Consider the following 25,157-nt stretch of genomic DNA (forward strand, 5'->3'; position numbering starts at 1 on the left):
GTGGTCTCGCCGTGAATGTCCGGATCACCGGCGGAAATCGGTAGGGCGCGACGAGCATCGCGTGGCACGCTGCGCGGGATGACAGCCACGTTCGTGCTCGTGCACGGTGCCAACGCCAACTCCTTCAGCTGGTCCGCGGTGCAGCGGGAACTCGCGCTGCGCGGACACCGTTCCCTGGCTGTGGACCTGCCAGGACACGGCTTCCAGGCCGGTTTCAGCCCCGCATACCAGGCGCCCCAGGACCCGGACGCGTTCACCGCGGCCCCGTCCACGGTGGCCGAGGCGACACTGGCCGACTACGTCGGACACACCGTGGCCGTGGTGCGCCGGGCCGCCGGGCACGGGCCGGTGATCCTGGTCGGGCACAGCCTCGGCGGGTTCACCCTGGGCGGGGTGGGCAATACGATCCCGGACCTGCTGCACCGGATCGTCTACATCGCCGCCTGGTGCTGCACCCGGCCGGTCGCCGACTACGTGACCGCGCCGGAGTACACCGCGGGCCAGGCGATGGCCGTCGGCCAGGCGCTGGTGGTGACCGATCCGGTCCGGGCCGGGGTGGTCCGGATGAACTGGCGCACCGGCGATCCGGCCCGGCTGGCGCTCGCGCACCAGGCGATGTTCGCCGAGGGCACCGAGGCCGAGTTCCTGGCCGCGATCAACACCCTGGACCCGGACGAGTCGGTGCACATCACCCAGGGCGACACCAGCCTGGACCCGGCGCGCTGGGGCCGCGTGCCGCGCAGCTATATCCGGCTGGCCGGGGACCGGCTGCTGCCGCCTGCCTGGCAGGACCTGCTCATCGCGGACGCGGACGCGGCCAACCCGGCGCACCCCTTCGACGTGCACACCGTGCCCAGCAGCCACCTCGGCTTCCTGGCCCGCCCGGCCGCGGTGGTGGACGTCCTGGACTCGCTGGCCCCGCGATGAGCCTGGCGGGGAACGTGCGGCGGATCGGGCGCTCGCTCGTGCACCGCTGGTACCGGATCCCGGTGCTGGTTGCGGTGCTCGTGGTCAGCTTCTGGTTCAACGAGTTCCACTGGGGCTGGTTCAACCCCGGCCTGCTCATCGGCATCGCGGGGCTGCCGGGACTGCTCGACTGGTGGGTCGCGGGCGATGAGCGCGCGGCCGACGTAGGCTGACTGACGAGACCCCTCTCCGGGGCAACATCCCGGGCAGAGGTCTGTCTCGCGTTCGAACACCGAGGGGATCGCACTCCGTCATGACCACCTCCGCACCGCTGGCCGGTCTGCTGCTCGCCACCGCGAAGTCCGAGGCCCTCCGCAAGGTCGTCACCGCGGTCGGCGCGCACGATCTGGAACTGGAGGGCCCGGCCTCGGCCCGGCCACTGGTGGTGGCCACCCTCGCCGCGCCCGCCCCCCTCGGCGCGGACCGGATGGCGCTGGTCGTCACCGCCACCGGCCGGGAGGCCGAGGAACTCGGCACCGCCCTGTCCGATCTGCTCGGCGCGGACACCGTGGCGGTCTTCCCGTCCTGGGAGACGCTGCCGCACGAGCGGCTCTCCCCGCGCGCGGACACCGTTGGCGGGCGGCTGTCCATCCTGCGCAGGCTGGCCCACCCCGAGGAGTTCGGGCCGCTGCGGGTGGTGGTGGCCACCGTGCGCAGCCTGATCCAGCCGATGGCCCCCGGCCTGGGCGAACTGGAGCCGGTGCGGCTGCGGGTCGGCTCCGAGCACGACTTCCACACCCTGGTCGAGCGGTTCGTGCAGCTGGCCTACGTGCGGGTGGACATGGTGGAGAAGCGCGGTGAGTTCGCCGTGCGCGGCGGCATCCTGGACGTCTTCCCGCCCACCGCCGAACACCCGGTACGGCTGGAGTTCTGGGGCGATGAGGTCACCGAGATCCGCGCCTTCGCCGTGGCCGACCAGCGCTCGCTGGCCGATCCGGTGCCCGAGCTGTTCGCCCCGCCCTGCCGGGAACTGCTGATCACCGACGAGGTCCGGGCCCGAGCGGCCGGCCTCGGCGCGGAACACCAGGGCGATCCGCAGCTGGCCGAGATGCTGGACAAGATCGCCAACGGCATCCCGTGCGAGGGCATGGAGGCGCTGCTGCCCGCGTTGCTGCCCGGCCAGCTCGAACTGCTCACCGACGTGGTCCCGGTCGGCACGCACGTGCTGGTGGCCGACCCGGAGAAGGTGCGCACCCGCGCGCACGACCTGGTGCGCACCGGCCAGGAGTTCCTGGAAGCCTCCTGGATGGCCGCGGCCACCGGCGGCAAGGCCCCGATCGACCTGGGCGCCTCCGCCTACCGCAGCCTCTCCGACATCGCCGAGCACGCCCGCGAGACCGGCCGCCCCTGGTGGTCGCTGAGCCAGCTCACCACCGACGACGTGGACGGCGAGCGCCGCCCGATCCGGCTGGACATCCGCCAGGTCGAGGCCTACCGCGGCGAGGTCGAACGGGCCTTCGCCGACCTGCGCGCGCACGCCGCCGCCGGCGGCGCCGCGGTGCTCGTGGTGCCCGGCACCGGCACCGGGCAGCGGGCCTGCGAACAGCTCGGCGAGGCCGAGGTGCCCTGCCGCTGGGCCGAGGACGGCCTGCCGGAAGCCCCGGCTCCCGGCCTGGTCACCGTGGTCCGCGGCGCGCTGGAGGACGGCTTCGTGCTGACCGACCCGGCGCTGGTGGTGCTCACCGAGACCGACCTCACCGGCGGCCGCGGCGGCACCTCCACCAAGGACATGCGCCGGATGCCCTCGCGCCGCCGCAACGCCGTCGACCCGCTCGCGCTCAAGCCCGGCGACTTCGTGGTGCACGAGCAGCACGGCATCGGCAAGTACGTGCAGATGGTGCAGCGCACCGTGCAGGGCGCCACCCGGGAGTACCTGGTGCTGGAGTACGCCTCCAGCAAACGCGGCCAGCCCGGCGACCGGCTGTTCGTGCCCACCGACCAGCTCGACGACGTCTCCCGCTACGTCGGCGGCGAACTGCCCGCGCTGAACAAGCTCGGCGGCTCGGACTGGAAGGCCACCAAGGCCAAGGCGCGCAAGGCGGTCAAGCAGATCGCGGCCGAACTCGTGCAGCTCTACGCGGCCCGCCAGTCCGCGCCGGGGCACGCCTTCGGCGAGGACACCCCGTGGCAGCGGGAGCTGGAGGACGCCTTCCCGTTCACCGAGACCCCGGACCAGATGGCCGCCATCGACGAGGTCAAGGCTGACATGCGCCGCCCGGTGCCGATGGACCGGGTGATCTGCGGCGACGTCGGCTACGGCAAGACCGAGATCGCGGTGCGCGCGGCGTTCAAGGCGGTGCAGGACGGCAAGCAGGTGGTGGTGCTGGTGCCCACCACGCTGCTCGCCCAGCAGCACCTCAACACCTTCACCGAGCGGATGCGCGCCTTCCCGGTCACGGTCAGGGGCATGTCCCGGTTCACCGACACCATGGAAGCGGAGAAGGTGCTCGCCGGGCTGGCCGACGGCGGCGTGGACGTGGTCATCGGCACTCACCGGCTGCTGCAGAAAACCGTGCGCTACAAGGATCTCGGCCTGGTCATCGTGGACGAGGAGCAGCGCTTCGGGGTCGAGCACAAGGAGCACATCAAGTCCCTGCGCACGCACGTGGACGTGCTCACCATGTCCGCCACCCCGATCCCGCGCACGCTGGAGATGAGCCTGGCTGGCATCCGCGAGATGTCCACCATCCTCACCCCGCCGGAGGAACGGCACCCGGTGCTGACCTACGTGGGCGGGCACAACGAGAAGCAGGTCGGCGCGGCCATCCGGCGCGAGCTGCTGCGCGACGGCCAGGTCTTCTACGTGCACAACCGGGTCAGCACCATCGAGAAGGCGGCCCGGTCGCTGCGTGAGCTGGTGCCAGAGGCCAGGGTGGTCACCGCGCACGGGCAGATGAACGAGGACCGGCTGGAGAAGATCATCGAGGGCTTCTGGGAGAAGGAGTACGACGTCCTGGTCTGCACCACCATCGTGGAGACCGGCCTGGACATCTCCAACGCCAACACCCTCATCGTGGAACGCGGCGACCTGCTCGGCCTCTCCCAGCTGCACCAGCTGCGCGGCCGGGTCGGCCGGGCCAGGGAACGCGGTTACGCCTACTTCCTCTACCCGCCGGAGTCCCCGCTCACCGAGCACGCGCACGACCGGCTGGCCACCATCGCGCAGAACTCCGAGCTGGGCTCGGGCATGGCGGTGGCCATGAAGGACCTGGAGATCCGCGGCGCGGGCAACATCCTGGGCGCGGAGCAGTCCGGGCACATCGCCGGGGTCGGCTTCGACCTCTATGTCCGGCTGGTCGGCGAGGCGGTGGACGCCTTCCGCAAGCAGGCGGGCGCCGGGGACGGCGAGGCCGAGGAGACCGAGCTGGCCGACGTGCGGATCGAGCTGCCGGTGGACGCGCACATCCCGCACGAGTACGTGCCCGGCGAGCGGCTGCGGCTGGAGGCGTATCGCAAGATCGCCGCGGCGGTCAGCCCTGCCGACCTGGACGCGGTGCGCGCGGAGCTGACCGACCGCTACGGCCCGCTGCCCAGAGCGGTGGAGCACCTGCTGTCGGTCTCCACCCTGCGCCAGACCTGCCGGGAGCACGGGGTCACCGAGATCGCCCTGCAGGGCAGCCAGATCCGGTTCGCCCCGATGGACCTGCGCGACTCGCAGACCATCCGGCTCAAGCGGCTCTACCCCAAGGCGCTGTACAAGCAGGCCAGCCACCTGATCAACGTGCCCCGGCCCACCGAGGGCCCGGCAGGCGGGCGGATGGGCGCGCCGCCGCTGCGCGACGAAGCACTGCTGGACTGGTGCGCGCAGTTCCTGCGCAACCTCGCCGGAGCCACTCCGGGTACCCCCGTTGGGGCGGGAAGGGCCTGATGGGCAAGACTCGTGACGACCTGCGCCACCCGATCGTGAGAAGGTACGGAGCTGTGACGAAGGCCATGACTCGCACCCGCCTGGTCGCCGTGTCGATCACCGCGGGCCTGTTCCTGACCGGCTGTGCCGGTGGCCCCAGCAAGATCGGCAGCGCGGCGATCGTCGGCGACACCGCCATCCCGCTGGAGACCGTGCAGCAGCGCTTCGACGCCTGGCTGGCGGCCTACTCGGACGGGTCGGGGGCCCAGCGGGAGCGGCAGGGCCTGGCCAACCTGGGCCGGGCGCAGGCCAGTGTGCTGGTCAGCCGCGAGCTGGTCCGCCAGGTCGCCAAGGCCGAGGGCGTGACCTACAGCGAGGAAGAGGTCCAGGAGCTGATCAAGCAGGTAGGCGGTTCCACCGAGGCGGCGGCGCAGACCCTGGAGACCCCGGCCAACTACCACCAGTCGGTGCGGGCCCAGCTGCTCGCGGCCGCGATCGGCCGCAGGCACATCCAGAACCTGCGCATCACCATGGACTTCACCACCGCGACCAGCCGCACCGAGGCCGAGCGCAAGGCCAAGGAGATGGCGCAGAGCGAGCAGGCCGCGACCGCGCTGGTGCGCAAGGACGTGGCCGGCATGCCCGCCAACCCGCAGACCGGCCAGACCGCCGAGCAGAGCAGGCTGAACCAGACGCTGCCGGTGACCAACTTCCTCGGCCAGCAGACCCCGCGCGCGCTGATGTCGCTGTTCACCGTGCCCGCGGGCACCGTGGTCGGGGCCTCGCTGAACTCCGGTCAGCAGGGCGGCGGCGCGCAGCAGTGGATCGTGGCCAGGGTGAAGAGCCGCACCGACCAGCCGACCTCGGGCACCTCGCCGGGTGAGGTGGCCGAGCAGGCTGGCCCGTCCCAGCTCGAACTGGTCGGCCAGGCCGTGATCTCGCACTACGCCGCGGGCCAGCAGATCGAGATCAACCCGCGCTACGGCGTCTGGGAGCCGACCTCCACCGACACCCAGGCCCGGATCACCGGCCCCGGCAACCCGGCCCCCACCTTCAGCATCCCGGCGCGGGCCGAAGTCCGGAAGTGACCCCCGTGGTCCAGGGCTGCGCCGTCGTCCTGCTCAGTGAGCGCCTCGGCGCGGTCTTACCGCTGGCCGCGGTGCCCGTGGTGCGCACCGCGGCCGAGGTCTACGCCGACCCGGCCGAGCTGGGCTTTCCCGCTCCGCCACCGGCGGCCGAGCTGCTCGCGCTGGCCGCCGAGGCGCCGGTGGTGCTGCTGACCCTGGACGCCGAGGGCCCGGCCGCGGCCGCGCTGGTGCGGGCCGGGGCCAAGCTGATCGGCACCCCGGAGCCCCGTGGCGCCGGACTGGTCGAGGCGGCCCAGGTGATGCACCGGCTGCGCTCGCCGGGCGGCTGTCCCTGGGACGCCGAGCAAACGCACGACTCGCTGCGGCAGTACCTGGTCGAGGAGACCTACGAGCTGCTGGAGGCGATCGAGGACGGCGACCGGGCCGCGTTACGCGAGGAACTCGGCGACGTGCTGCTCCAGGTGCTCTTCCACGCCAGGGTGGCCGAGGAGGACGGGGCCGACCCGTTCTCCATCGACGAGGTGGCCGCCGAACTGGTGGCCAAGCTGGTCGGCCGCCACCCGCACGTCTTCGCCGAGCACGGCGACCCCGCGGTGCGGGACAGCCACACCCAGCAGCAGCGCTGGGAGGAGCTGAAGCAGATGGAGAAGCGCCGGGAGTCCGCGGTGGACGGGGTCGCCCTCGGCCAGCCCGCGGTGGCCCTGGCCGCCAAACTCGCCCAGCGCGCCGGTCGCGCCGGAGTGCCAGCCGACCTGCTGCCCGACGGCGGCGACCCCGGCCAGGCCCTGTTCGCGGTGGCCGCCAGGGCCAAACTCGACGGCGGCGACCCGGAGTCCGCACTGCGCGCGGTGGCCCGTGGTTTCGGGGACGCCCTGCGTGCCGCCGAGGCCGCCGCCCGCGCCGACGGCGCCGATCCGGCTGGGCTGGACGCGGACGGCTGGCGCCGGTACTGGCCCACTGAACAGCTCAACGGCGGCTCACGCGGCGACAGCTCAACCGGCTGAACGGGCGAGACGGGCTACCCCTGATTGGGTTAATCGGAATGAATTCGTGACCCGCCGTGTGGGTTGACGATGACCTTGAGCGGGTTCCCAGGCACACTGGGTGGCGATGAACGCCGACGGCCACACCCGAAGCGAACGACGCTGGGCCTTCCTGTTGCTCGGGGCCACCGGAGCCGCCATGGTCACCCTCGGCGCGGTGGTGGTGCGCGGCGAGCTGGCCGCCACGCCCGCGTTGCGGCAACCACCGGTCGCCGAGTTCAAGTTGCCCACCGCCCTGGCCCCGCCCAACGCGGGCGCGGCCCTGCCCGAGCTGACCCCGCAGCCGCCGGGCGCCCGCCCGCAGGCCCAGCTGGCCGGCTGGGCCGCCCAGTACTCGAACAAGCTCAACGTGCCCAAGGGCGCGCTGGAGGCCTACGGCTACGCCGCCGCGCTCACCGCGGCCGAGCGGCCCGCCTGCCGGATCACCTGGACCGCGCTCGCCGGGATCGGCCAGGTCGAGTCCAACCACGGCCGGTTCAACGGCGCCAAGCTGGACGCTTCGGCCCGCCCCACCAGCGATATCCGCGGCATCCCGCTGGACGGGCGGCCGGGCGTGAAGGCGATCAGGGACACCGACGGCGGCAGGCTGGACGGGGACACCGTGTGGGACCGGGCGATGGGCCCGCTCCAGTTCATCCCGACCACCTGGAAGGACTGGGGCGCCGACGCCGACACCGACGGCCGCACCGATCCGGACGACCTCGACGACGCCGCCCTCTCCGCCGCCCGCTACCTGTGCGCCAGCGGCGGCGACCTGGGCACGCCGGAGGGCTGGTGGCGTGCGGTGACCACCTACAACGAGAGCCGCCGCTACGGCCAGGACGTGCTGGACCGGGCCGATCACTACGGCCGGGCCAGCCGCGAGAACTGACCCGCCCGCGCCGGGTGTGCGTAGCCTGGTCTGGTGGTCACCCCTGCTGCACCGTCCCTGCCGACGCCTACTCCTGAGCCGCCGCCCCGCCGTCGCGGCGGTGTCGCCGGGCGGCTGGTCATCGCCGGTGTGGTCATCGGCGTGGCCGGGGCGGGCATCTGGGCGCTGACCCAGATCACCGAGCCGGACCGGACCCCGCGCCGGGTGGAGCCGCCGATCGTGGCGGTGCCGGTGGAACCCGGGTCCGTGATTCCCGGCGACGTGCTGCCGGACCGGCAGCCGCCGCCGGACCGCAAGCCGCCGCCAGCGGCCCAGGGCGGTCCGGCCCCGGACCCGATCGGCGACTGGGCCAACCGGGTCAGCGAGACCATCGAGGTCCCGGCCCGCGCCTTACGCGCCTACGCGGTGGCCGACCTGACCCTGCGCGCGGAGAAGCCGCGCTGCCGGATCACCTGGGCCACCATCGCCGCGATCGGCCGGATCGAGTCCAACCACAACCGCTACGGCGGCGCGACCCTGCAGGAGGACGGCCGCCCGTCCAAGCCGATCATCGGCGTGCCGCTGGACGGCTCGCCCGGCTTCAAGGCCATCCCGGACACCGACAAGGGCCAGCTCGACGGCGACACCCAGTGGGACCGGGCGGTGGGCCCGATGCAGTTCATCCCTGGCACCTGGAAGCGCTTCGCCGCCGACGGCGACGGCGATGGCAAGGCCGATCCGCAGGACATCGACGACGCCGCGGTGGCCGCAGGCCGCTACCTGTGCTCGGCCAACCGGGACCTGGGCACCGGCAAGGACTGGTGGGCGGCGACCTTCACCTACAACAACTCGGTGGAGTACGGCCAGAAGGTCTTCGGCCTGGCCGACCGCTACGCCCGCGGCAGCCTCGGCCAGCGCTGAAGCCGGTTCAGGTGCCGGTGTCCTTCTCCCGCAGCATGATCCGGGCCCGGACCTCGTTGACCGCCTCCAGATAGTCCGGCTTCGGGTTCATCGCCGCGGCCATCCGCAGCTGGGTGATCGCCTCGGACAGCCTGCTCTGCCGTTGCAGGGTCCGGCCCAGCGCGAAGCGGGCGAAGTGATCGGTGGGATCCAGCTCCAGCACCCGGCGGAAGGACCGCTCGGCCCTGGTGAACTGGGCGGAGTGCAGATAACACCGGGCGGCGAGCAGATGAACACTCGGCAGGTCCGGATTGGACTCCAGGACGGGCTCCAGCCAGCGCAGTGCGTCCAGTGGCCGGTTCGCGGCCAGGAGCGACTCCGCCCTGCGATACGCCTCGAAGGTGCCCTCGGTCATAGTCACCCCACGGTACGACGTCTTCGCCGATCGCGCGCCCGCCATCCGGGCCATGATCCACACCCCACCAGCCGTGTTGGCCGTTCTGGTACGGCGTGTTGGCCGTTGTAGTACCAGGTGTTGGCCGTTTTCGGGCGGCAGCCGTACCAGTGTGGCCAACACTGCGTACGACAACGGCCAACACGGCGCACGGGTGGGTGTGGGGTCCGGCTAGGCTCGGCGGTGGTCAAGTCCCAGGCTGGGTGATTAAGGAGAGCGCACGTGGCGGTCATCGAACAGGTAGGCGCCCGCGAGATCCTGGACTCTCGCGGCAACCCCACCGTCGAGGTCGAGGTGGCACTGGATGACGGCACGCTGGCCCGCGCGGCCGTGCCCTCGGGTGCGTCCACGGGCGAGCACGAGGCGGTCGAGCTGCGCGACGGCGACAGCAACCGGTACCTCGGCAAGGGTGTCGAGAAGGCCGTGACCGCGGTGCTCGATGAGATCGGCCCCGAGCTGGTCGGCATCGAAGCCGTGGAGCAGCGGCTGGTGGACCAGAAGCTGGTCGACCTGGACGGCACCCCGGACAAGTCCCGGCTCGGCGCGAACGCCATCCTCGGCGTCTCGCTCGCGGTGGCCAAGGCCGCGGCCGAGTCCAGTGGGCTGGAGCTGTTCCGCTACGTCGGCGGTCCGAACGCGCACGTGCTGCCGGTGCCGATGATGAACATCATCAACGGTGGCGCGCACGCCGACAGCGATGTCGACATCCAGGAATTCATGATCGCGCCGATCGGCGCGGAGAGCTTCCGCGAGGCGCTGCGCTGGGGCGTGGAGGTCTACCACGCGCTCAAGTCGGTGCTCAAGGCCAAGGGCCTGGCCACCGGCCTGGGCGATGAGGGCGGCTTCGCGCCGAACCTGCCGAGCAACCGGGACGCGCTGGACCTGATCGTGCAAGGCATCGAGAAGGCCGGTTTCCGGGTGGGCCGGGACGTCGCGCTCGCGCTCGACGCGGCCGCCACCGAGTTCTACAAGGACGGCTCGTACCACTTCGAGAAGTCCAAGCGCAGTGCCGAGCAGATGACCGGGTACTACACCGAGCTGATCAACAACTACCCGCTGATCTCCCTTGAGGACCCGCTGTCCGAGGACGACTGGGACGGCTGGGTGCAGCTGACCAAGGAGGTCGGCGACCGGGTGCAGATCGTCGGCGACGACCTGTTCGTCACCAACCAGGAGCGCCTGGAGGAGGGCATCGCCCGCCGCGCCGCGAACGCGGTGCTGGTCAAGGTCAACCAGATCGGCACCCTGTCCGAGACGCTGGACACGATCAGCCTGGCCCAGTCCTGCGGCTACCGCAGCATGATGAGCCACCGCTCCGGCGAGACCGAGGACACCACCATCGCCGACCTCGCGGTGGCGCTCAACTGCGGTCAGATCAAGACCGGCGCGCCCGCCCGCAGCGAGCGGGTGGCCAAGTACAACCAGCTGCTGCGCATCGAGGAGACCCTCGGCGACGCGGCCCGCTACGCGGGCGAGCTGGCGTTCCCGCGGTTCACCCCGGACACCCAGGGCTGAGCCCGATGGCGGGGCGCGAGCACGACAGGGAGCGGCGGCGCAGGCGGACGGAGAACTCCTCCGCCTCCTCGGCGCGCCGGCCGGAGCGCGCGCGCCGCAAGTGGCAACGACCGGACCGGACCGGCGCGGCGGCGGCCTCCTCCAGCACCGAGGAGGTCCGCTCCGCCCGGGACCGGTCCGCGCGGGACCGCAGTGAGACCACCCGCCGCGGCACGCCCGGCGCGCGGACGCGCAGGCCCACCGCGGGACCGGGCGGGGCGTTCAAGCTCTCCTCCACCCGGCGGGCCGCCCTGCTGGCGATCATCGCCTGCGCGCTGACGCTGTCCATCGCGGTGCCACTGCGCAACTACTGGAGCCAGAAGTCGGAGATGCAGGCCGAGACCGAGAAGGTCAAGCAGCTCAACGAGGTGGCCAAGCAGCTCGAGGAGCGCAAGACCCAGCTCTCGGACCCGACCCAGATCGAGGCCGAGGCCCGGCGCAGGCTGCGCTACGTCCGGCCGGGTGAGACGCCGTACGTGGTGCAGTTGCCGCAGCCGAGCACGCCGGCCGCGCCGGCGGAGGCCGAACAACGCAAGAACGACAAGCCTTGGTACGACCGGCTATGGGACTCGATCACCGGGAGTGGTTCGTGAGCAAGGAGAAACCGCGCCTGGGACTGGATGTCCCGCCGGTGCGGGAGGAGCTGACCGAGGCCGATCGCGCGGCGGTGACCGCGCAGCTGGGCCGGTCACCACGCGGTGTACGGGCGGTGGCGTACCGCTGTCCGTGTGGCAACCCGGCGGTGCTCCAGACGAACCCCCGGTTGGACGACGGCACCCCGTTCCCCACCATGTACTACTCGACCTGCCCCCGGGTGAACTCGATGTTGGGGACGCAGGAGGCCTCCGGTCTGATGAAGGAGATGACCGACCGCCTCGAAACCGATGAGGGCCTTGCTGACCAGTACCGGAAGGCGCACGAGAGCTATCTCGCCGAGCGCGACGGGATCGAGTCGCTGGGCACCGGGGTCACCGCGGGCGGAATGCCGGACCGGGTCAAGTGCTTGCACGTACAAGTTGCACATGCACTTGCCTGTGGGCGCGGAGTGAACCCTTTTGGTGATGAATCGGCCGACCGGCTGACTGACTGGTGGCGCTCCGGTAGCTGCGTGTAGCGCGCGCTGGGCTCTCTGGGGAACTCGCGGTCTTCGGCTGCACCGGTCGAGTCGCTACACTCGCGTATCTCGTGCTCAGCACCGGGGTTCGGCCAGGTCACCGCCTCGCAACGAGGGTGGAATGCCAGCGGAAGGACAGCCACCATGGGTAGTGTCCCCGCGCTTCCTCACAGCAGGCCACTGACGCGGTTTGACCTGGAGGCGATGCCTCATGACGGTCATCGCTACGAGCTCGTGGACGGGGTGCTCACCGTGAGCCCGTCACCCCGTCCACTCCACCAGCGCGCCATCCTGCGACTGATCATGGCGCTGGAACCGCACTGCCCCGAGGAGCTGGAGATCCTGCCCGCCCCGGTGGACGTGGTGCTGGCCGAGGACACCGTGCTGATCCCGGACATCGTGATCGCGCGCACGGTGGACTGGACCGATCGCGGGCTCTTCGGCCCGCCGGTGCTCGCGGTCGAGGTTTTCTCGCCGAGCACCCGGCGATTCGACCTGGAACTCAAGCGGGCGCGTATGCAGGCGGCCGGATGCCCGAACTATTGGGTGGTCGATCCGGACGAACCGGCGTTGCGCTGCTGGCATTTGCGGGAAGACCGCTATGTGGAGGTCGCATTCGCGCGCGGCACCGAGTCGGTCACGCTGAGCGAGCCGTTCACCGTCACCCTCTCGCCCGCCGATCTCGTCTCGTTGCGCCGCCGATAAGCGCGCGTGATGACCCGGTTCAATTCAGTTGGACAGGTTCCGGCCGTGTTACGTGACATTCCTGGTACCCGCTCGTTGTGCTCAGTACGGTGAGAACCGGTGACACGGCTTCGCTGATCAGGCAGGCTTGCGACGGCCCAGTGCGTGTGGGTGTGGGGGAGGCACGGCCGTCGACCGGCCGCGGGATGTGGTGAGGGAGAGGTTGCAGGTGGGTGCTCCGAACGGGCCTGGCTTCGTGGCGGCGACGACACGACAACGGCGCAAGGGTCGGAGACTGATCGCCGCGGCCACCGTCAGCGCCGCCCTGGTCGCCCCCGGCCTGCTCGCCGCGGGCAGTGGCGCGCTCGGCATCCTCCCGGTGGCCGACATCAGCGGCCTGGACACCCCGCGCCCCGGCAACATCCTGGCCCTGTTGCAGGACAACAACAGCGTTGGCGTGAACGGCGCGCTGCCCAGCGCCGACTCGGTCAGCCCGGAGCTGGTCGCCGCGCTGCGCGACCCCAGCCAGCAGCCGCCGCCGGACCCGTTCGACCCCGGCTCGGCCGTGGAGGGCATCCCCGGCGAGGTGCTCAAGGCCTACCGGCGGGCCGCCGAGATCCTGGCGGGCACCACCCCCGGCTGCCGGTTGCACTGGTCGCTGCTGGCCGGGATCGGCAAGATCGAGTCCAACCACGCCCGCGGCGGCAAGGTCGACATCAACGGCAACGCCAGCCCGCGCATCCTGGGCCCGCAGCTCTCCGGCGGTCCCGGTTTCGCCGCGATCAGGGACACCGACAACGGCGCGCTGGACGGCGACACCCAGTGGGACCGGGCGGTCGGCCCGATGCAGTTCATCCCGAGCACCTGGCGGGGCTACGCCGCCGACGGCAACGCCGACGGCAGGTCCGATCCGAACAACGTCTACGACGCGGCCCTCGGCGCGGGCAACTACCTGTGCTCCGGCGGTCTGGACCTGAGCAACCCGGCCCAGCTGGCCACCGCGGTGTTCCGCTACAACCACTCCAACGTCTACGTGCGCAACGTGCTGACCTGGATGGAGCGCTACGCCAAGGGCGTCACGATCCTGCCGGACGACCCGCTGGTGCCCACCGACCCGAACCTGACCCAGCCGCCGCCGCAGGGCGGGGTCACCCCGCCGCCGCAGAACCCGCCGCCGGACCCGGGCAACCCCGGCCCGACCAGCTCGAGTTCGAGTTCCAGCCCGAGTCCCAGCCCGTCCCCCTCGGTCTCGCCGACGCCGTCGTTGAGCACCAGCCCGTCGCCGTCGAGCAGCACCAGCCCCTCCCCGAGCCCGTCGCCGACGCCGACCTGCACCACCCCGCCGCCGTCGAGCAGCTCCCCCTCCAGTTCGCCCACGCCGACCAGCAGCTCCGGCCTGCCTGCCTGCGTCACCCCCACTCCCAGCTCCACCAGCAGCACGCCGACGGTGGCCAGGACCAACTCGGCGCAGCCGCCGCAGTAGGGTTGTCGCGGAAGCTTCGCGAGGGTGGGGTGGGCTGTGCCACGGGTAGGTGCGATCGACTGCGGGACGAACTCGATCCGGCTGCTCGTCGCCGATGTCTCCGAACGCGAGGACGGCAGCCGCTGGCTGCGGGACGTGCACCGGGAGATGCGCATCGTTCGGCTCGGGCAGGGCGTGGACGCCACCGGCGTGCTCGCGCCGGAAGCCCTGGAGCGCACCAGGATCGCGCTGGCCGACTACACCGCCATCCTGCGCCGCAAGGGCGTGGAACGGGTGCGCATGGTGGCCACCTCGGCCACCAGGGACGCGGCCAACCGGGATGACTTCTTCGGCATGGTCCGTGAAACGCTCGGTATCGACGCCGAAGTGATTACCGGGGATGAGGAGGCCGCGCTCTCCTTCACCGGCGCTGTGGGCGATCTGGAGCCCGAGGAAGGGCCCTTTGTGGTCGTCGACCTCGGCGGCGGGTCCACCGAGGTCGTGCTGGGTGACTGGGACGGCGTGCGGGCCAAGGTCACCGCGGCCCGGTCGGTGGACATCGGCTGCGTTCGACTGACCGAACGCTGCCTGCCGGACGACCCGCCCACCCCGGCCCAGCGCGCCGAGGCCGAGCGGGTCATCGCCGAGGCGCTGGCCGAGGCATTCGCCGCGGTGGACGTCAGCAGCGCGCGCACCTGGATCGGTCTGGCCGGCACGATGACCACCCTCTCCGGCATCGCCAAGGGCCTGCCCAGCTACGACTCCGAGGCCATCCACCTGTCAAGACTCCAGATGGGCGAGCTGCACGAGACGATCGAACTTCTGCTCGCCCTCTCGCGCGATGATCGGGCCGCCCTGCCGGTCATGCACCCAGGCCGGGTCGACGTCATCGGTGGCGGTGCGTTAGTGGTGGCCAAGATCGCCCAAGAACTGCGCGAACGGGCTGGAATCACCGAGCTGGTCGTCAGTGAGCACGACATTCTCGACGGCATCGCGTTGTCAACCGTTTGAAGGACACTCCGTCAATCGATTGACGGACATCTTTCCGTGAAGAATCCGGTCACGTTGCGTAGTTGTAACTTGTTATTCAGTTGACAAAATTGACGATCGTGACCGCTTTGTGACCGTACTCCGGTGTAGTTCGTTGGGTTGAGCCGATTACGGTCCCTCTCACGGTTCGGGAAGGGTTCCCGTGGCCGTTTGGGTGGCGCTCACGAACTTCATCGTGAGACGCGCCGTGTAGGTGGGAGGACGTACATGCGGAAGGGACGCGCGCTGTCCTTGATCGCGCTGCCGATCGCGGCTTCGCTGGTCTTGACGGCCTGTGGCGGCGGTGGCGGGAGCCAGTCGGGCGGCAACGAGAACACCGAGGTGAGCATCTTCGGCACTGAGCCGGAGAACCCCTTGGTGCCCGGCAACACCACCGAGACCGGTGGCGGCAAGGTGGTGCAGGCGATCTTCACCGGTCTGGTGAAGTACTCGAACTCGTTCGAGGTCAAGAACGCGATGGCCGAGTCGATCGAGCTGACCAAGCCCGACCAGTACACGATCAAGCTCAAGCAGGGCTGGAAGTTCCACGACGGCACCGACGTCAAGGCGAAGAACTTCGTCGACGCCTGGAACTACACCGCCTACTCGCCCAACGGGCAGCAGTCGGCCAGCTTCTTCGAGCAGATCAAGGGCTTCCGCGACGTCAACACCGTTGACCCGGACGGCGCCAACGGTCCGCAGAAGGCTCCTGAGCCCAAGGCCAAGGAGATGTCCGGCCTCAAGGCCGTCGACGACTACACCCTCCAGGTGGACTTCACCGAGCCGCACGTGATCTTCAAGGTCAAGCTCGGCTACTCGGCCTACATGCCGCTGCCCGACGCCTTCTTCAAGGACCCGAAGGGCTTCGAGGCCAAGCCGATCGGCAACGGCCCGTTCAAGTTCATCTCCCGCACGCCCAAGCAGGACATCAAGCTTGAGCGTTACGAGGAGTACAAGGGCGACGACAAGCCGAAGATCAAGAAGGTCAAGGTCGCCATCTACACCGGCACCGAGGCCGCCTACGCCGCGGTGAAGGGGAACCAGCTCGACTTCCTCGACACCATCCCGCCGTCGGGCCTGGCTGGCAACCTCTGGAAGACCGACCTGAAGGGCCGCTCCCAGGCCTTCCAGGGTCTGTCCATCCAGATCCTGAACTTCCCGCTGTACGACAAGAAGTACCAGAACGCGGACTTCCGCAAGGCGATCTCCATGGCGATCAACCGCAAGGAGATCACCGAGAAGATCTTCGAGGGCTCCCGTAAGCCCACCGACGGCTACGCGGTCGACGGGGTTACCGGCTGGAGCCCCGGCGGTTGTGGCGAGCTGTGCACCCACAACCCGACCGAGGCCAAGAAGCTGTTCGACAAGAGCGGCTTCACCGGCAAGCTGGAGATCACCTCCAACGCCGACGGCGGGCACAAGGAGTGGATCGAGGCCGCCTGTGGCCAGATCAAGAACGCGCTGAACCTGGAGTGCACCTTCGCCCCGGTCGCCACCTTCGGCGAGATCCGGAAGAAGATCAACGCACACGAGATGACCCAGGTCTACCGCGGTGGCTGGCTGGCCGACTACCCGTCGGTGGAGAACTTCCTCAACCCGCTGTACCGCACCGGTGGCTCCTCCAACGACGGTGGCTACTCCAGCCCGGCCGTTGACGCGAAGCTGGCCGAGGCGGACCGCGCCGGGACCGAGGCGGAAAGCTACAAGCTCTACCACGAGGCCGAGAAGCTGATCGCCAACGACATGCCGGCCATCCCGCTGTGGAGCACTCCCAGCCAGGCAGGCTGGTCGAACCGCCTGAAGAACGCGACCATGAGCGCGTACCGCGAACTCGACCTGTCCACGGTCGAGGTTGCCTGATCATTAGCAACGAGGGGCTGGCCCACAACGTCGTGGGCCAGCCCCTGTCGCGGTAGAAGGAGTTCGCTTCCATGGGCCGCTATGTCATTCGGCGCCTGCTACAACTCATTCCCGTCTTCCTCGGCACCACGTTCCTGATCTACGTGCTGGTCTGGACACTCCCGGGTGATCCCTTCGCCAGCATGTGCGGAGAGCGTCGGTGCCCAGACGCGTTCGTCGCGGTGATGACGGAGAAGTTCAACCTCAACGACAACATCCTCATCCAGTACTTCAAGTACCTCGGCGGCCTGCTCCAGGGCGACTTCGGGGAGACCTTCAACGGCACCTCGGTCGGTGAGCTGATCTCGCTGCGGTACCCGGTCTCGGTCAAGCTCGCGCTGGTCGCGGTGCTGATCGAAGCCGTCATCGGTGTCATCGCCGGTGTGCTGACCGGTCTGCGCGGCCGGGGCTTCCTGGACAACCTGGTCCTGGTCTCCACCCTGTTCCTGATCTCCCTGCCCACCTTCGTCACCGGCTTCGTGCTGCAGCAGGTGCTGGGCTTCCAGCTGGAGATAATCCCGACGGTGGTGTCGGACGATCCGACGTTCGTCGAGCTACTGGTGCCGGGCTTCGTGCTCGGCAGTCTCTCGATGGCGTACGTGACCAGACTGACCCGCACCTCCATCGCGGAGAACAAGCGCGCCGACTACGTCCGCACCGCGGTGGCCAAGGGCCTGCCGCAGAGCCGGGTGGTCGGGGTGCACCTGCTCCGCAACTCGGTGATCCCGGTGATCACCTTCCTCGGCACCGACCTGGGTTCGCTGATGGGCGGCGCCATCGTCACCGAGGGCATCTTCGGCATCCGCGGGATCGGCGGTCTGGTCTATGAGTCGATTCTCCAGAAGGAGGGCATCACCGTCACCGGTGTCGTCGTGCTCCTGGTGATCGTCTTCCTGATCGTCAACCTGTTCGTCGACCTGCTCTACGCCGTGCTGGACCCGAGGATCCGTTATGACTGACCCGTCTGCTGCCGCCGCCGGCTCCACCATCGAAGCGCACCAGATGGTGTCGGACGCCGAGCACGCTTCCACCACACAGGACAAGCCCCGCAGTCTCTGGTCCGACGCGTGGGGAGACCTGCGCCGCAGGCCCTTGTTCATCATCTCGGCCACGGTGATCCTGTTCTTGCTCATCGTGGCCGCCTTCCCCTGGCTGTTCACCTCGGTGGACCCGGACGCGGGCGATCTCCAGCGCTCCAGGGTCACGCCCTCGGCGCAGGCCTGGTTCGGCTATGACACCCAGGGCAAGGACATCTTCGCCAGGGTCGTCTACGGCACCAGGTGGTCGATCCTGGTCGGCGTGATGGCCACCCTGGTCACCGTGCTCATCGGCGGGATCATGGGCCTGCTCAGCGGCTTCTTCGGCGGCTGGGTGGACGCGATCCTGTCCCGGATCGCCGATGTCTTCTTCGGCCTGCCGTTCGTGCTCGGCGCGATCGTGATCCTCTCCGCCTTCCTCTCCGGCGGCGGCTCGCCCGGCGCGTTCACCATCGTCAGCCTGGTGGTGCTCTCCATCGCACTGCTGTCCTGGCCGGTGGCCATGCGGATCATGAGATCGGCCGCGATCACGGTGAAGCAGCAGGACTTCGTGAAGGCCGCGCGCGCCCTCGGCGCCAGCAACAGCCGGATCATCGTCAAGCACCTGCTGCCGAACTGCCTGGCGCCCGTGCTGGTCTACGGCACCATCGCGCTGGGCGCGTTCATCGGCGCCGAGGCCACGCTGTCGTTCCTGGGCCTCGGCCTGCGGGCGCCCGCGGTGTCCTGGGGCGTGATGATCGCGGACGCGCGGGACTACATCCGGATCGCGCCGCACCTGCTGTACTTCCCCGCCGGTTTCCTGGTGATCACCGTGCTCGCCTTCGTGATGCTGGGCGACGCGGTCCGGGAAGCACTCGACCCCAAGCTTCGTTAGGAGGCAGTTCACAGTGTCGCAGAACGAGTCCACTGTGGACCCGATCGCCGGCCGCCAGGCCGACGGCGAACCCCTGCTGGTGGTCGAGGACCTGCACGTGGAGTTCCGCACCAGGGACGGCGTGGCCAAGGTCCTCAACGGCGTCAGCTATCAGCTCGACGCCGGTGAGACCCTCGCCGTGCTCGGCGAGTCCGGGTCCGGCAAGTCCGTCACCGCCCAGACCATCATGGGCATCCTGGACATCCCGCCGGGTCACATCTCCCAGGGGTCCATCCGCTACCACGGCGAGGACCTGCTCACGGCCAGCGACGAACGTCGTCGCGAGGTCAGGGGCAGCGGGATCGCGATGATCTTCCAGGACGCGCTCTCCGCGCTGAACCCGGTCTTCACCGTCGGGTTCCAGATCGAAGAGCAGCTCCGGGTGCGCAACGGGATGAGCAAGAAGGACGCCCGCAAGCGCGCGATCGAGCTGCTGGACCTGGTCAAGATCCCCAACCCCCAGGGCCGGGTCAAGCAGTACCCGCACGAGTTCTCCGGCGGTATGCGGCAGCGCGCGATGATCGCGATGTCGCTGGCGCTGGACCCCGAGGTGCTGATCGCGGACGAGCCGACCACCGCGCTGGATGTCACCGTGCAGGCCCAGATCATGGACCTGCTGCACGAGATCCAGCGCGAGCGGAACATGGGCATGATCCTGATCACCCACGACCTGGGCGTGGTCGCCGAGGTCGCGGACCGGATCGCGGTCATGTACGCGGGCCGGATCGTGGAGAAGGCGGACGCCTCCTCGCTGTACAAGCAGCCGGGGCACCCGTACACGCTGGCCCTGCTCGACTCGCTGCCCCGGCTGGACCAGAAGGGCACCGCGCTCAACACCATCAAGGGACTGCCGCCGAACCTGATGCGGGTGCCCCCTGGCTGCCCGTTCCACCCGCGCTGCCCGCGGGCGCAGGACATCTGTTCGCAGTCGGTCCCGGTGCAGGTCCCGCTCGGCCTCGGCCGGGTCAGCGCCTGCCACTTCGCGGAGGAGGTGGTCAGCGGTGGCTGACACCGACAACGTGCTTGAGGTCCGGGATCTGGTCAAGCACTTCCCGGTCACCCAGGGCATCCTGTTCAAGAAGACCATCGGCCAGGTCAAGGCGGTGGACGGGGTCTCCTTCGACCTCCGCCGCGGCGAGACGCTGGGCATCGTGGGCGAGTCCGGCTGTGGCAAGTCCACGCTGGCCCAGGTGCTGATGCGGCTGGAGAAGCCGACCAGCGGGTCGGCCAGCTTCAACGGCCGGGACATCTTCAAGATGCAGGGCGGCGAGCTGCGCAAGCTGCGCCGGAACATCCAGATCGTGTTGCAGGACCCGTACACCTCGCTGAACCCGAGGATGACGGTCGGCGACATCGTGGGCGAGCCCTACGAGATCCACCCCGAGGTCGCCCCCAAGGGCGAGCGGCGGAAGAAGGTGCAGGACCTGCTGGACGTGGTCGGGCTCAACCCCGAGCACATCCACCGGTACCCGCACCAGTTCTCCGGCGGCCAGCGGCAGCGCATCGGCATCGCCCGCGCGCTCGCCCTGCGCCCCGAGGTGATCATCTGCGATGAGCCGGTGTCCGCGCTGGACGTCTCGATCCAGGCGCAGGTGATGAACCTGCTGGGTGACCTGCAGACGGAGTTCGGGCTCTCCTACGTGTTCATCGCGCACGACCTGTCCGTGGTGCGGCATCTCTCCGACCGGGTCGGCGTGATGTACCTCGGCAAGATGGTCGAGCTGGGCACCGAGGAGCAGATCTACGAGCACCCGACGCACCCGTACACCCAGGCGCTGCTCTCCGCGGTGCCGGTGCCGGACCCGTCGCTGCGCGGCCGCCGCGAGGTCATCCGCCTCACCGGCGACGTGCCCAGCCCGGTGAACCCGCCTTCGGGCTGCCGGTTCCGCACGCGCTGCTGGAAGGCGCAGGACATCTGCGCCGAGGAAGCGCCACTGCTGGAGATCCGGCTGCCCGAGCCGGGCGCCGCGCACCCCAGCGCCTGCCACTTCGCGGAGGAGAAGCCGCACGTGGTGGTGTGATCGTCTGATGTGGACAGTGGCGGGGCACCGGGATTTCCGTGCCCCGCCACTGTTTTTCAGTCCCGCGGCACCGAGTCGCTGATGAACTGGGCCAGGTCGGCCGACTGCTGGACCCGGCTCGGCTCGTGCACGTACATCATGTGCCCCGCCGGGTAGTAGCGGGTCTCGATGTTGGCGGCCAGCTCGTCCGGCACGGCCAGGTGGGCCAGCACGTGCTCGGAGGCGAAGTAGGGCGTGGCCCCGTCGTGATAGCCGCAGGCCACGTGCACCTTGAGGTGGTGGTTGGCCCGCATCGCCTCGGCCAGTCGTCCGGCCGCGTTCACGTGCGAGCCCTCGAACTCCTTGTAGGACCAGGGATGCACGTTGCCGGTGAGGATCTCGTAGGGCAGATCGTTGGCGTAGCCCAGTTCGGCCCGCACGTACTGGTTGAGCGCGGCCGAGTACGGGCCCAGGATGGCCGAGTAGGACGGGTCCTCGGCGAAGTGCTCGGCGCCGGAATCCGCGTCGTGGCCGGAGAACCGGCCGTCCAGGCGGCCTGCCACCCGGCGTTCCGGCCGCAGCAGTTCGGCGAAGAAGCGCAGGTGCTCGATCCGCAGCCGCACCCGGTCCACGTAGTCCTCGGTGAGCCCGGTCAGCCGGGCCAGCCTGGCCACCGCGGTGGCCCGTTCCTCGGCGGTGAGCCGGTTCCCGCGGGCCAGCGCCCACGGGTAGTCCCGCTCGGCGTACTCCTCGGCCTCGGCGAGCACCTCGGCCAGCGGCCGGTCGCCGTGCCTGCCGTGGTGGTGCGCGATGGCCGCGTAGGTGGGCAGGAACAGCGGGTAGGGCAGGTCGTTGTCCTCGGTGAACCGGATGGTGCCCATGTCCAGCACCGCGGAGATCAGCATCAGCCCGTTGAGGTACATCCCGTGCCGGGACTGCAGGTGCTGGGCCAGCCCGGCCGCGCGCAGCGTGCCGTAGGACTCCCCGGCCAGGAACTTGGGCGAACCCCAGCGCCCGTTGCGCGAGGTCCACAGCCGGATCATCTCGCCGACGGACTCCAGGTCCCCGGTGTAGCCGTGGTAATCCCCGGGCTTCTCGCCCTGCACCGCCCGGGAGTACCCGGTGGAGACCGGGTCGATGAAGACCAGATCACTGTGCGCCAGCAGGGTTTCCGGGTTGTCGGCCAGCCGGTATGGCGGCGGCGCCAGCGCACCCGCGTCGCCGGTGAGCACCCGGCGCGGGCCGAGCAGGCCCAGGTGCAGCCACACACTGGAGGAGCCAGGCCCGCCGTTGAAGGCGAAGGTCACCGGCCGGGTGGCCGGATCGGCCTCGTCCAGGGTGTAGGCGGTCACGAAGACCTCGGCCTTGGCCGTGTGCCCGCTGAACGTGCCGTCGGTGTGCACCTCCTGGCGGAGGACTATCCGGCCGGTGGTGGCCGTGTAGGAGAGGGTCCGCTCACCGGTGGAAAGCTCGTGGTGCGTGGTGACCAGGTCGTCGACCGGCTCCGGCCGTGGGACGACCGCCCCGTCGCGCTCCCCGGTTCCCCGCGCCGACTCGCCGTCGACCGGCGTGTCCGTGACTGCCATGTGCGCACCCTAGACGGCGATTACCGCACAGAAGGCACAACCCGACAACTGTGTTCAACACTTGCGTGACACCACCCCCAGGAGTCGCCGTGCCCACCCTGAACGATCTTGACCACGAGGTCACCCACTGCCGCCGCTGCCCGCGCCTGGTCGCCTGGCGGGAGGAGGTGGCCACGGTCAAACGCGCCGCCTTCCGCGATCAGACCTACTGGGCCCGCCCCGTTCCCGGCTTCGGCCCACCGGACGCCGCGATCTCCCTGGTCGGCCTGGCCCCCGCCGCGCACGGCGCCAACCGCACCGGCCGGATGTTCACCGGCGACCCCTCCGGCGACTTCCTCTACCAGGCCCTGCACGCCACCGACCTGTCCTCCAGCCCGATCTCACGCGCCCACGACGACGGCCTGGAACTGCACGGCCTCCGGATGACCGCCCCGGTCCGCTGCGCCCCACCGGAGAACAAACCCACCCCCGCCGAACGCGACAACTGCCGCCCCTGGCTGGCCACCGAGCTGACCCTGCTGCGCCCGACCCTGCGCGTGGTGGTGGTGCTGGGCGCCTTCGGCTGGCAGGCCCTGCTCCCGGTGCTGGCCACCGCGGGCTGGCGGATCCCGAGGCCCCGCCCCAAGTTCGGCCACGGCATGCGGGTGGATCTGCCAGGCCCGGACGAGACGGTGCTGCACCTGCTGGGCTGCTATCACGTCTCCCCGCACAACACCTACACCGGCCGCCTGACCCAGGCCATGCTGCGGGAGGTGCTGACCGAGGCGAAAACCCTGGCCGGACTGAGTTGCCCCTAGCTGTTCCGCGTTCTAGCCTGTTCCACGTGACGCGGAACAGCACACAACGCGGAACAGTGCCGCCGCACCAGTTTGCGGAGGCACTGGTCAGCGTGCTGCGCGCGACCCTGCCCAACTCCTGGCTCGTCACGACCGAGCCGGACTCCCGCCACGACTTCACGGTCCGTGGTGTCGCACCGGACGGGACAACCGCCGTGTTCGCGGTGCAGGTGAAGAGCCGGATCGAGCCCAGGGACGTGTCCCGGATCGCCGCGGCCGCGCGGGACCGTCACTCGGGTGCCCTCGTCGTGGCCAGTCCCTTCGTCTCGCCCATGACGCGGCGACGGCTGGCCGAGGAAGGGATCGGCTGGTTCGACCTCATGGGCAACCTCCGGCTCATGATCGATCGGCCGAGTGTGTTCATCGACCGTCAGGGAGCCGACAGGGGACCGGAACGAGACCCGGCCGACCGCAGACTGAAGTCCCTCCGCGGTACCGGATCGGCCAGGGTCGTGCTCGACCTCTGCGCTGAGGCACTGCCGATCGGTGTGCGCGAGCTGGCCGAACGCGCCGAGGTGGGAGCGGCGACCAGTGCGCGGGTGCTGGAGTTGCTCGCCAGGGAGGCGGTGCTCGACCGGGGGGCACAGGGCCAGGTCACCGCCGTGCGGAAACAGGCACTGATCCGTCGCTGGACCCAGGACTACGGCCTGACCCGCTCGAACGCGCTGTCCTCGGTGATTGATCCACGCGGCCTTGGCACTGTGCTGGAGAAGCTCCGCGAAAGTCGGCAACGGTACGTGATCACGGGCTCGGCGGCGGCGCACGCCTATCTCCCATCGGGTGTTGTTCCGGTGGCTCCGCTCATGACCCTGGTGGTCTATGCCGAGAACCCAGCGGTGTTGATGCGCGCCGCCAACCTGCGAGAAACGAGCCGGGGAGCCAACATGCTGCTCGGCAGTCCCTTCGACGACCTCGTGTACGCCAGGTCCCGCACCGTCGACGGCCTGACCTACGCCGACCCAGCGCAGGTCGTCGCCGACCTGCTCACCGGCCCGGGACGGGCGCCGGAGGAGGCGGAACAGTTGCTGGCGACCCTCGCCGCCGAGGACGCGGGCTGGGCTGCGTGATCGCCCCGGAGTACGTCGCGGCCAGGGCGGTTCTCCTGGACGCGTTGGCGGCGTTGCGGGACCACCTGCCCGCGATCGTCCTGGTCGGCGCGCAGGCGGTGTACCTGCACACCGGAGCAGCCGACCTGGTCACCGCCCCGATGACCACCGACGCCGACATCGCCCTCGCCCCTGGCAGTCTTCGGGACGAGCCGAAATTGGCGGACGCGTTGCGGGCGGCCGGGTTTGTGGCCAGTGCCAACCCAGGCAGTTGGCGGGGGCGCGGCGATGTGGCCATCGACCTCATGGTCCCGGAGGCGCTCAGCGGCGCCCCCAGTCGTCGACGGGCGCATATCCCCGGCCACGGCAGCAACGCGGCCCGTCGCACCCACGGCCTGGAACCAGCGCTGGTGGACAACGAGATTCACGAGCTGAGCGCGCTGGATCCGGCTGACCCGCGGCGGTGCCCGCTCAGCGTCGCCGGTCCGGTCGCCTTGCTGGTGGCCAAGATCATCAAGATCGACGAGCGCCGTGGGCAACCACCGCACCGGCAGAAGGCGAAGGACGGGCTGGATGTGCTCCGGTTGCTCCGGGTGCTCGACCCGGCCGAGGCCGCGGGTCGCCTGCGTGAACTGGAGGCTGATGGGCTGGCCGGACCTGTCATTCGCAGTGCGATCACGGCGCTGCGGCAGCACGGCGCCGACCGGGACGGCCCGATCGCGACCCTGGCCGCCACCGCGGTCGTCGGCCTGGACGACGAGGAGGTGGCCCGGGAGTCCACGGCGATCCTGATCGAGGACCTCCTCGGGCAGTACGCGATCGCACGATGACCGCGCCCGTCCTGCCATG

The 25,157-nt window shown here is 70.2% G+C and carries 23 protein-coding genes; 21 read left to right on the forward strand and 2 right to left on the reverse strand.

Annotation, left to right across the window (positions count from 1 at the left end):
• Nucleotides 1-78 precede the first annotated feature (78 nt).
• From ACTOWY_RS28120 to ACTOWY_RS28150, 7 genes are all read left to right on the forward strand, one after another.
• A complete protein-coding gene (locus tag ACTOWY_RS28120; RefSeq protein WP_441312620.1) occupies nucleotides 79-927 on the forward strand; it encodes an alpha/beta hydrolase in 849 nt (282 codons plus the stop codon).
• Nucleotides 924-1,139, forward strand: coding sequence for a hypothetical protein (locus ACTOWY_RS28125; protein WP_441312621.1), 216 nt, complete (start codon nucleotides 924-926; stop codon nucleotides 1,137-1,139). Before ACTOWY_RS28120 ends, ACTOWY_RS28125 begins: the two co-directional genes overlap by 4 nt.
• A gap of 80 nt (nucleotides 1,140-1,219) precedes the next feature.
• Nucleotides 1,220-4,834, forward strand: coding sequence for a transcription-repair coupling factor (gene mfd, locus ACTOWY_RS28130; RefSeq protein WP_441312622.1), 3,615 nt, complete (start codon nucleotides 1,220-1,222; stop codon nucleotides 4,832-4,834).
• Between the two features lie 65 nt (nucleotides 4,835-4,899).
• Complete coding sequence (locus ACTOWY_RS28135; protein WP_441312623.1) at nucleotides 4,900-5,901, forward strand: SurA N-terminal domain-containing protein; 1,002 nt, start codon at nucleotides 4,900-4,902, stop codon at nucleotides 5,899-5,901.
• Nucleotides 5,898-6,905, forward strand: a complete 1,008-nt coding sequence (locus tag ACTOWY_RS28140; RefSeq protein WP_441312624.1) for a MazG family protein — start codon at nucleotides 5,898-5,900, stop codon at nucleotides 6,903-6,905. Before ACTOWY_RS28135 ends, ACTOWY_RS28140 begins: the two co-directional genes overlap by 4 nt.
• A gap of 106 nt (nucleotides 6,906-7,011) precedes the next feature.
• The gene (locus ACTOWY_RS28145) at nucleotides 7,012-7,815 is read left to right on the forward strand and encodes a lytic murein transglycosylase (RefSeq protein ID WP_441312625.1); all 804 of its coding nucleotides are present in this window, start codon (nucleotides 7,012-7,014) and stop codon (nucleotides 7,813-7,815) included.
• A gap of 33 nt (nucleotides 7,816-7,848) precedes the next feature.
• Nucleotides 7,849-8,715 carry a lytic transglycosylase domain-containing protein gene (locus tag ACTOWY_RS28150; protein ID WP_441312626.1) on the forward strand — a complete coding sequence of 289 codons (867 nt, stop codon included), beginning with the start codon at nucleotides 7,849-7,851 and terminating at the stop codon, nucleotides 8,713-8,715.
• Nucleotides 8,716-8,722: 7 nt separating this feature from the next.
• Here the strand turns inward: ACTOWY_RS28150 and ACTOWY_RS28155 are convergent, their stop codons facing one another.
• On the reverse strand, nucleotides 8,723-9,109 hold the full coding sequence (locus ACTOWY_RS28155; protein ID WP_441312627.1) for a tetratricopeptide repeat protein: 387 nt from the start codon (nucleotides 9,107-9,109) through the stop codon (nucleotides 8,723-8,725).
• Nucleotides 9,110-9,370: 261 nt separating this feature from the next.
• Between ACTOWY_RS28155 and eno the strand changes: the two genes are divergently transcribed.
• From eno to ACTOWY_RS28210, 11 genes are all read left to right on the forward strand, one after another.
• The gene (gene eno, locus ACTOWY_RS28160; protein WP_441312628.1) at nucleotides 9,371-10,663 is read left to right on the forward strand and encodes a phosphopyruvate hydratase; all 1,293 of its coding nucleotides are present in this window, start codon (nucleotides 9,371-9,373) and stop codon (nucleotides 10,661-10,663) included.
• 5 nt (nucleotides 10,664-10,668) lie between these two features.
• Nucleotides 10,669-11,295 (forward strand): FtsB family cell division protein, encoded by a 627-nt coding sequence (locus ACTOWY_RS28165; protein ID WP_441312629.1) that lies wholly within the window; start codon nucleotides 10,669-10,671, stop codon nucleotides 11,293-11,295.
• A complete protein-coding gene (locus ACTOWY_RS28170) occupies nucleotides 11,292-11,816 on the forward strand; it encodes a DUF501 domain-containing protein (protein WP_441312630.1) in 525 nt (174 codons plus the stop codon). Before ACTOWY_RS28165 ends, ACTOWY_RS28170 begins: the two co-directional genes overlap by 4 nt.
• A gap of 204 nt (nucleotides 11,817-12,020) precedes the next feature.
• A complete protein-coding gene (locus ACTOWY_RS28175) occupies nucleotides 12,021-12,521 on the forward strand; it encodes a Uma2 family endonuclease (protein WP_441312631.1) in 501 nt (166 codons plus the stop codon).
• 208 nt (nucleotides 12,522-12,729) lie between these two features.
• On the forward strand, nucleotides 12,730-13,983 hold the full coding sequence (locus ACTOWY_RS28180) for a lytic transglycosylase domain-containing protein (protein ID WP_441312632.1): 1,254 nt from the start codon (nucleotides 12,730-12,732) through the stop codon (nucleotides 13,981-13,983).
• Nucleotides 13,984-14,019: 36 nt separating this feature from the next.
• Nucleotides 14,020-14,973 (forward strand): Ppx/GppA phosphatase family protein, encoded by a 954-nt coding sequence (locus tag ACTOWY_RS28185; RefSeq protein WP_441312633.1) that lies wholly within the window; start codon nucleotides 14,020-14,022, stop codon nucleotides 14,971-14,973.
• A gap of 246 nt (nucleotides 14,974-15,219) precedes the next feature.
• The gene (locus ACTOWY_RS28190; RefSeq protein WP_441312634.1) at nucleotides 15,220-16,851 is read left to right on the forward strand and encodes a peptide ABC transporter substrate-binding protein; all 1,632 of its coding nucleotides are present in this window, start codon (nucleotides 15,220-15,222) and stop codon (nucleotides 16,849-16,851) included.
• A 71-nt stretch (nucleotides 16,852-16,922) separates the two neighbouring features.
• A complete protein-coding gene (locus ACTOWY_RS28195) occupies nucleotides 16,923-17,849 on the forward strand; it encodes an ABC transporter permease (RefSeq protein WP_247797658.1) in 927 nt (308 codons plus the stop codon).
• Nucleotides 17,842-18,801 carry an ABC transporter permease gene (locus ACTOWY_RS28200; RefSeq protein WP_441312635.1) on the forward strand — a complete coding sequence of 320 codons (960 nt, stop codon included), beginning with the start codon at nucleotides 17,842-17,844 and terminating at the stop codon, nucleotides 18,799-18,801. Before ACTOWY_RS28195 ends, ACTOWY_RS28200 begins: the two co-directional genes overlap by 8 nt.
• A gap of 13 nt (nucleotides 18,802-18,814) precedes the next feature.
• On the forward strand, nucleotides 18,815-19,849 hold the full coding sequence (locus ACTOWY_RS28205) for an ABC transporter ATP-binding protein (RefSeq protein WP_441312636.1): 1,035 nt from the start codon (nucleotides 18,815-18,817) through the stop codon (nucleotides 19,847-19,849).
• On the forward strand, nucleotides 19,842-20,861 hold the full coding sequence (locus tag ACTOWY_RS28210; RefSeq protein ID WP_441312637.1) for an ABC transporter ATP-binding protein: 1,020 nt from the start codon (nucleotides 19,842-19,844) through the stop codon (nucleotides 20,859-20,861). Before ACTOWY_RS28205 ends, ACTOWY_RS28210 begins: the two co-directional genes overlap by 8 nt.
• A 56-nt stretch (nucleotides 20,862-20,917) precedes the next feature.
• Here ACTOWY_RS28210 and ACTOWY_RS28215 read toward each other — a convergent pair whose 3' ends face one another.
• Entirely contained in the window at nucleotides 20,918-22,426 is a 1,509-nt protein-coding gene (locus ACTOWY_RS28215; protein WP_441312638.1) for a S10 family peptidase, read from the reverse strand.
• An 89-nt stretch (nucleotides 22,427-22,515) separates the two neighbouring features.
• Between ACTOWY_RS28215 and ACTOWY_RS28220 the strand changes: the two genes are divergently transcribed.
• Genes ACTOWY_RS28220 through ACTOWY_RS28230 form a run of 3 tightly spaced genes read left to right on the forward strand, consistent with a single transcriptional unit; the run spans nucleotide 22,516 to nucleotide 25,138 of the window.
• Complete coding sequence (locus ACTOWY_RS28220; RefSeq protein ID WP_441312639.1) at nucleotides 22,516-23,223, forward strand: uracil-DNA glycosylase; 708 nt, start codon at nucleotides 22,516-22,518, stop codon at nucleotides 23,221-23,223.
• Between the two features lie 26 nt (nucleotides 23,224-23,249).
• The gene (locus tag ACTOWY_RS28225; protein ID WP_441312640.1) at nucleotides 23,250-24,329 is read left to right on the forward strand and encodes a hypothetical protein; all 1,080 of its coding nucleotides are present in this window, start codon (nucleotides 23,250-23,252) and stop codon (nucleotides 24,327-24,329) included.
• Entirely contained in the window at nucleotides 24,326-25,138 is an 813-nt protein-coding gene (locus tag ACTOWY_RS28230) for a hypothetical protein (protein WP_441312641.1), read from the forward strand. The genes ACTOWY_RS28225 and ACTOWY_RS28230 overlap by 4 nt, the downstream gene beginning before the upstream one ends.
• The last annotated feature ends 19 nt before the right edge of the window (nucleotides 25,139-25,157 follow it).

The organism is Crossiella sp. CA198 (assembly GCF_052078295.1).
Lineage (GTDB): Bacteria > Actinomycetota > Actinomycetes > Mycobacteriales > Pseudonocardiaceae > Crossiella.

What these genes read in the sequence shown, in the direction of transcription:
- ACTOWY_RS28120 (WP_441312620.1), top strand. Translation starts at nt 79, where the DNA reads ATGACAGCCACGTTCGTGCTCGTGCACGGTGCCAACGCCAACTCCTTC.
- ACTOWY_RS28125 (WP_441312621.1), top strand. Translation starts at nt 924, where the DNA reads ATGAGCCTGGCGGGGAACGTGCGGCGGATCGGGCGCTCGCTCGTGCAC.
- mfd (WP_441312622.1), top strand. Translation starts at nt 1,220, where the DNA reads ATGACCACCTCCGCACCGCTGGCCGGTCTGCTGCTCGCCACCGCGAAG.
- ACTOWY_RS28135 (WP_441312623.1), top strand. Translation starts at nt 4,900, where the DNA reads ATGACTCGCACCCGCCTGGTCGCCGTGTCGATCACCGCGGGCCTGTTC.
- ACTOWY_RS28145 (WP_441312625.1), top strand. Translation starts at nt 7,012, where the DNA reads ATGAACGCCGACGGCCACACCCGAAGCGAACGACGCTGGGCCTTCCTG.
- ACTOWY_RS28155 (WP_441312627.1), bottom strand. Translation starts at nt 9,109, where the DNA reads ATGACCGAGGGCACCTTCGAGGCGTATCGCAGGGCGGAGTCGCTCCTG.
- ACTOWY_RS28165 (WP_441312629.1), top strand. Translation starts at nt 10,669, where the DNA reads ATGGCGGGGCGCGAGCACGACAGGGAGCGGCGGCGCAGGCGGACGGAG.
- ACTOWY_RS28175 (WP_441312631.1), top strand. Translation starts at nt 12,021, where the DNA reads ATGCCTCATGACGGTCATCGCTACGAGCTCGTGGACGGGGTGCTCACC.
- ACTOWY_RS28190 (WP_441312634.1), top strand. Translation starts at nt 15,220, where the DNA reads ATGCGGAAGGGACGCGCGCTGTCCTTGATCGCGCTGCCGATCGCGGCT.
- ACTOWY_RS28195 (WP_247797658.1), top strand. Translation starts at nt 16,923, where the DNA reads ATGGGCCGCTATGTCATTCGGCGCCTGCTACAACTCATTCCCGTCTTC.
- ACTOWY_RS28200 (WP_441312635.1), top strand. Translation starts at nt 17,842, where the DNA reads ATGACTGACCCGTCTGCTGCCGCCGCCGGCTCCACCATCGAAGCGCAC.
- ACTOWY_RS28215 (WP_441312638.1), bottom strand. Translation starts at nt 22,426, where the DNA reads ATGGCAGTCACGGACACGCCGGTCGACGGCGAGTCGGCGCGGGGAACC.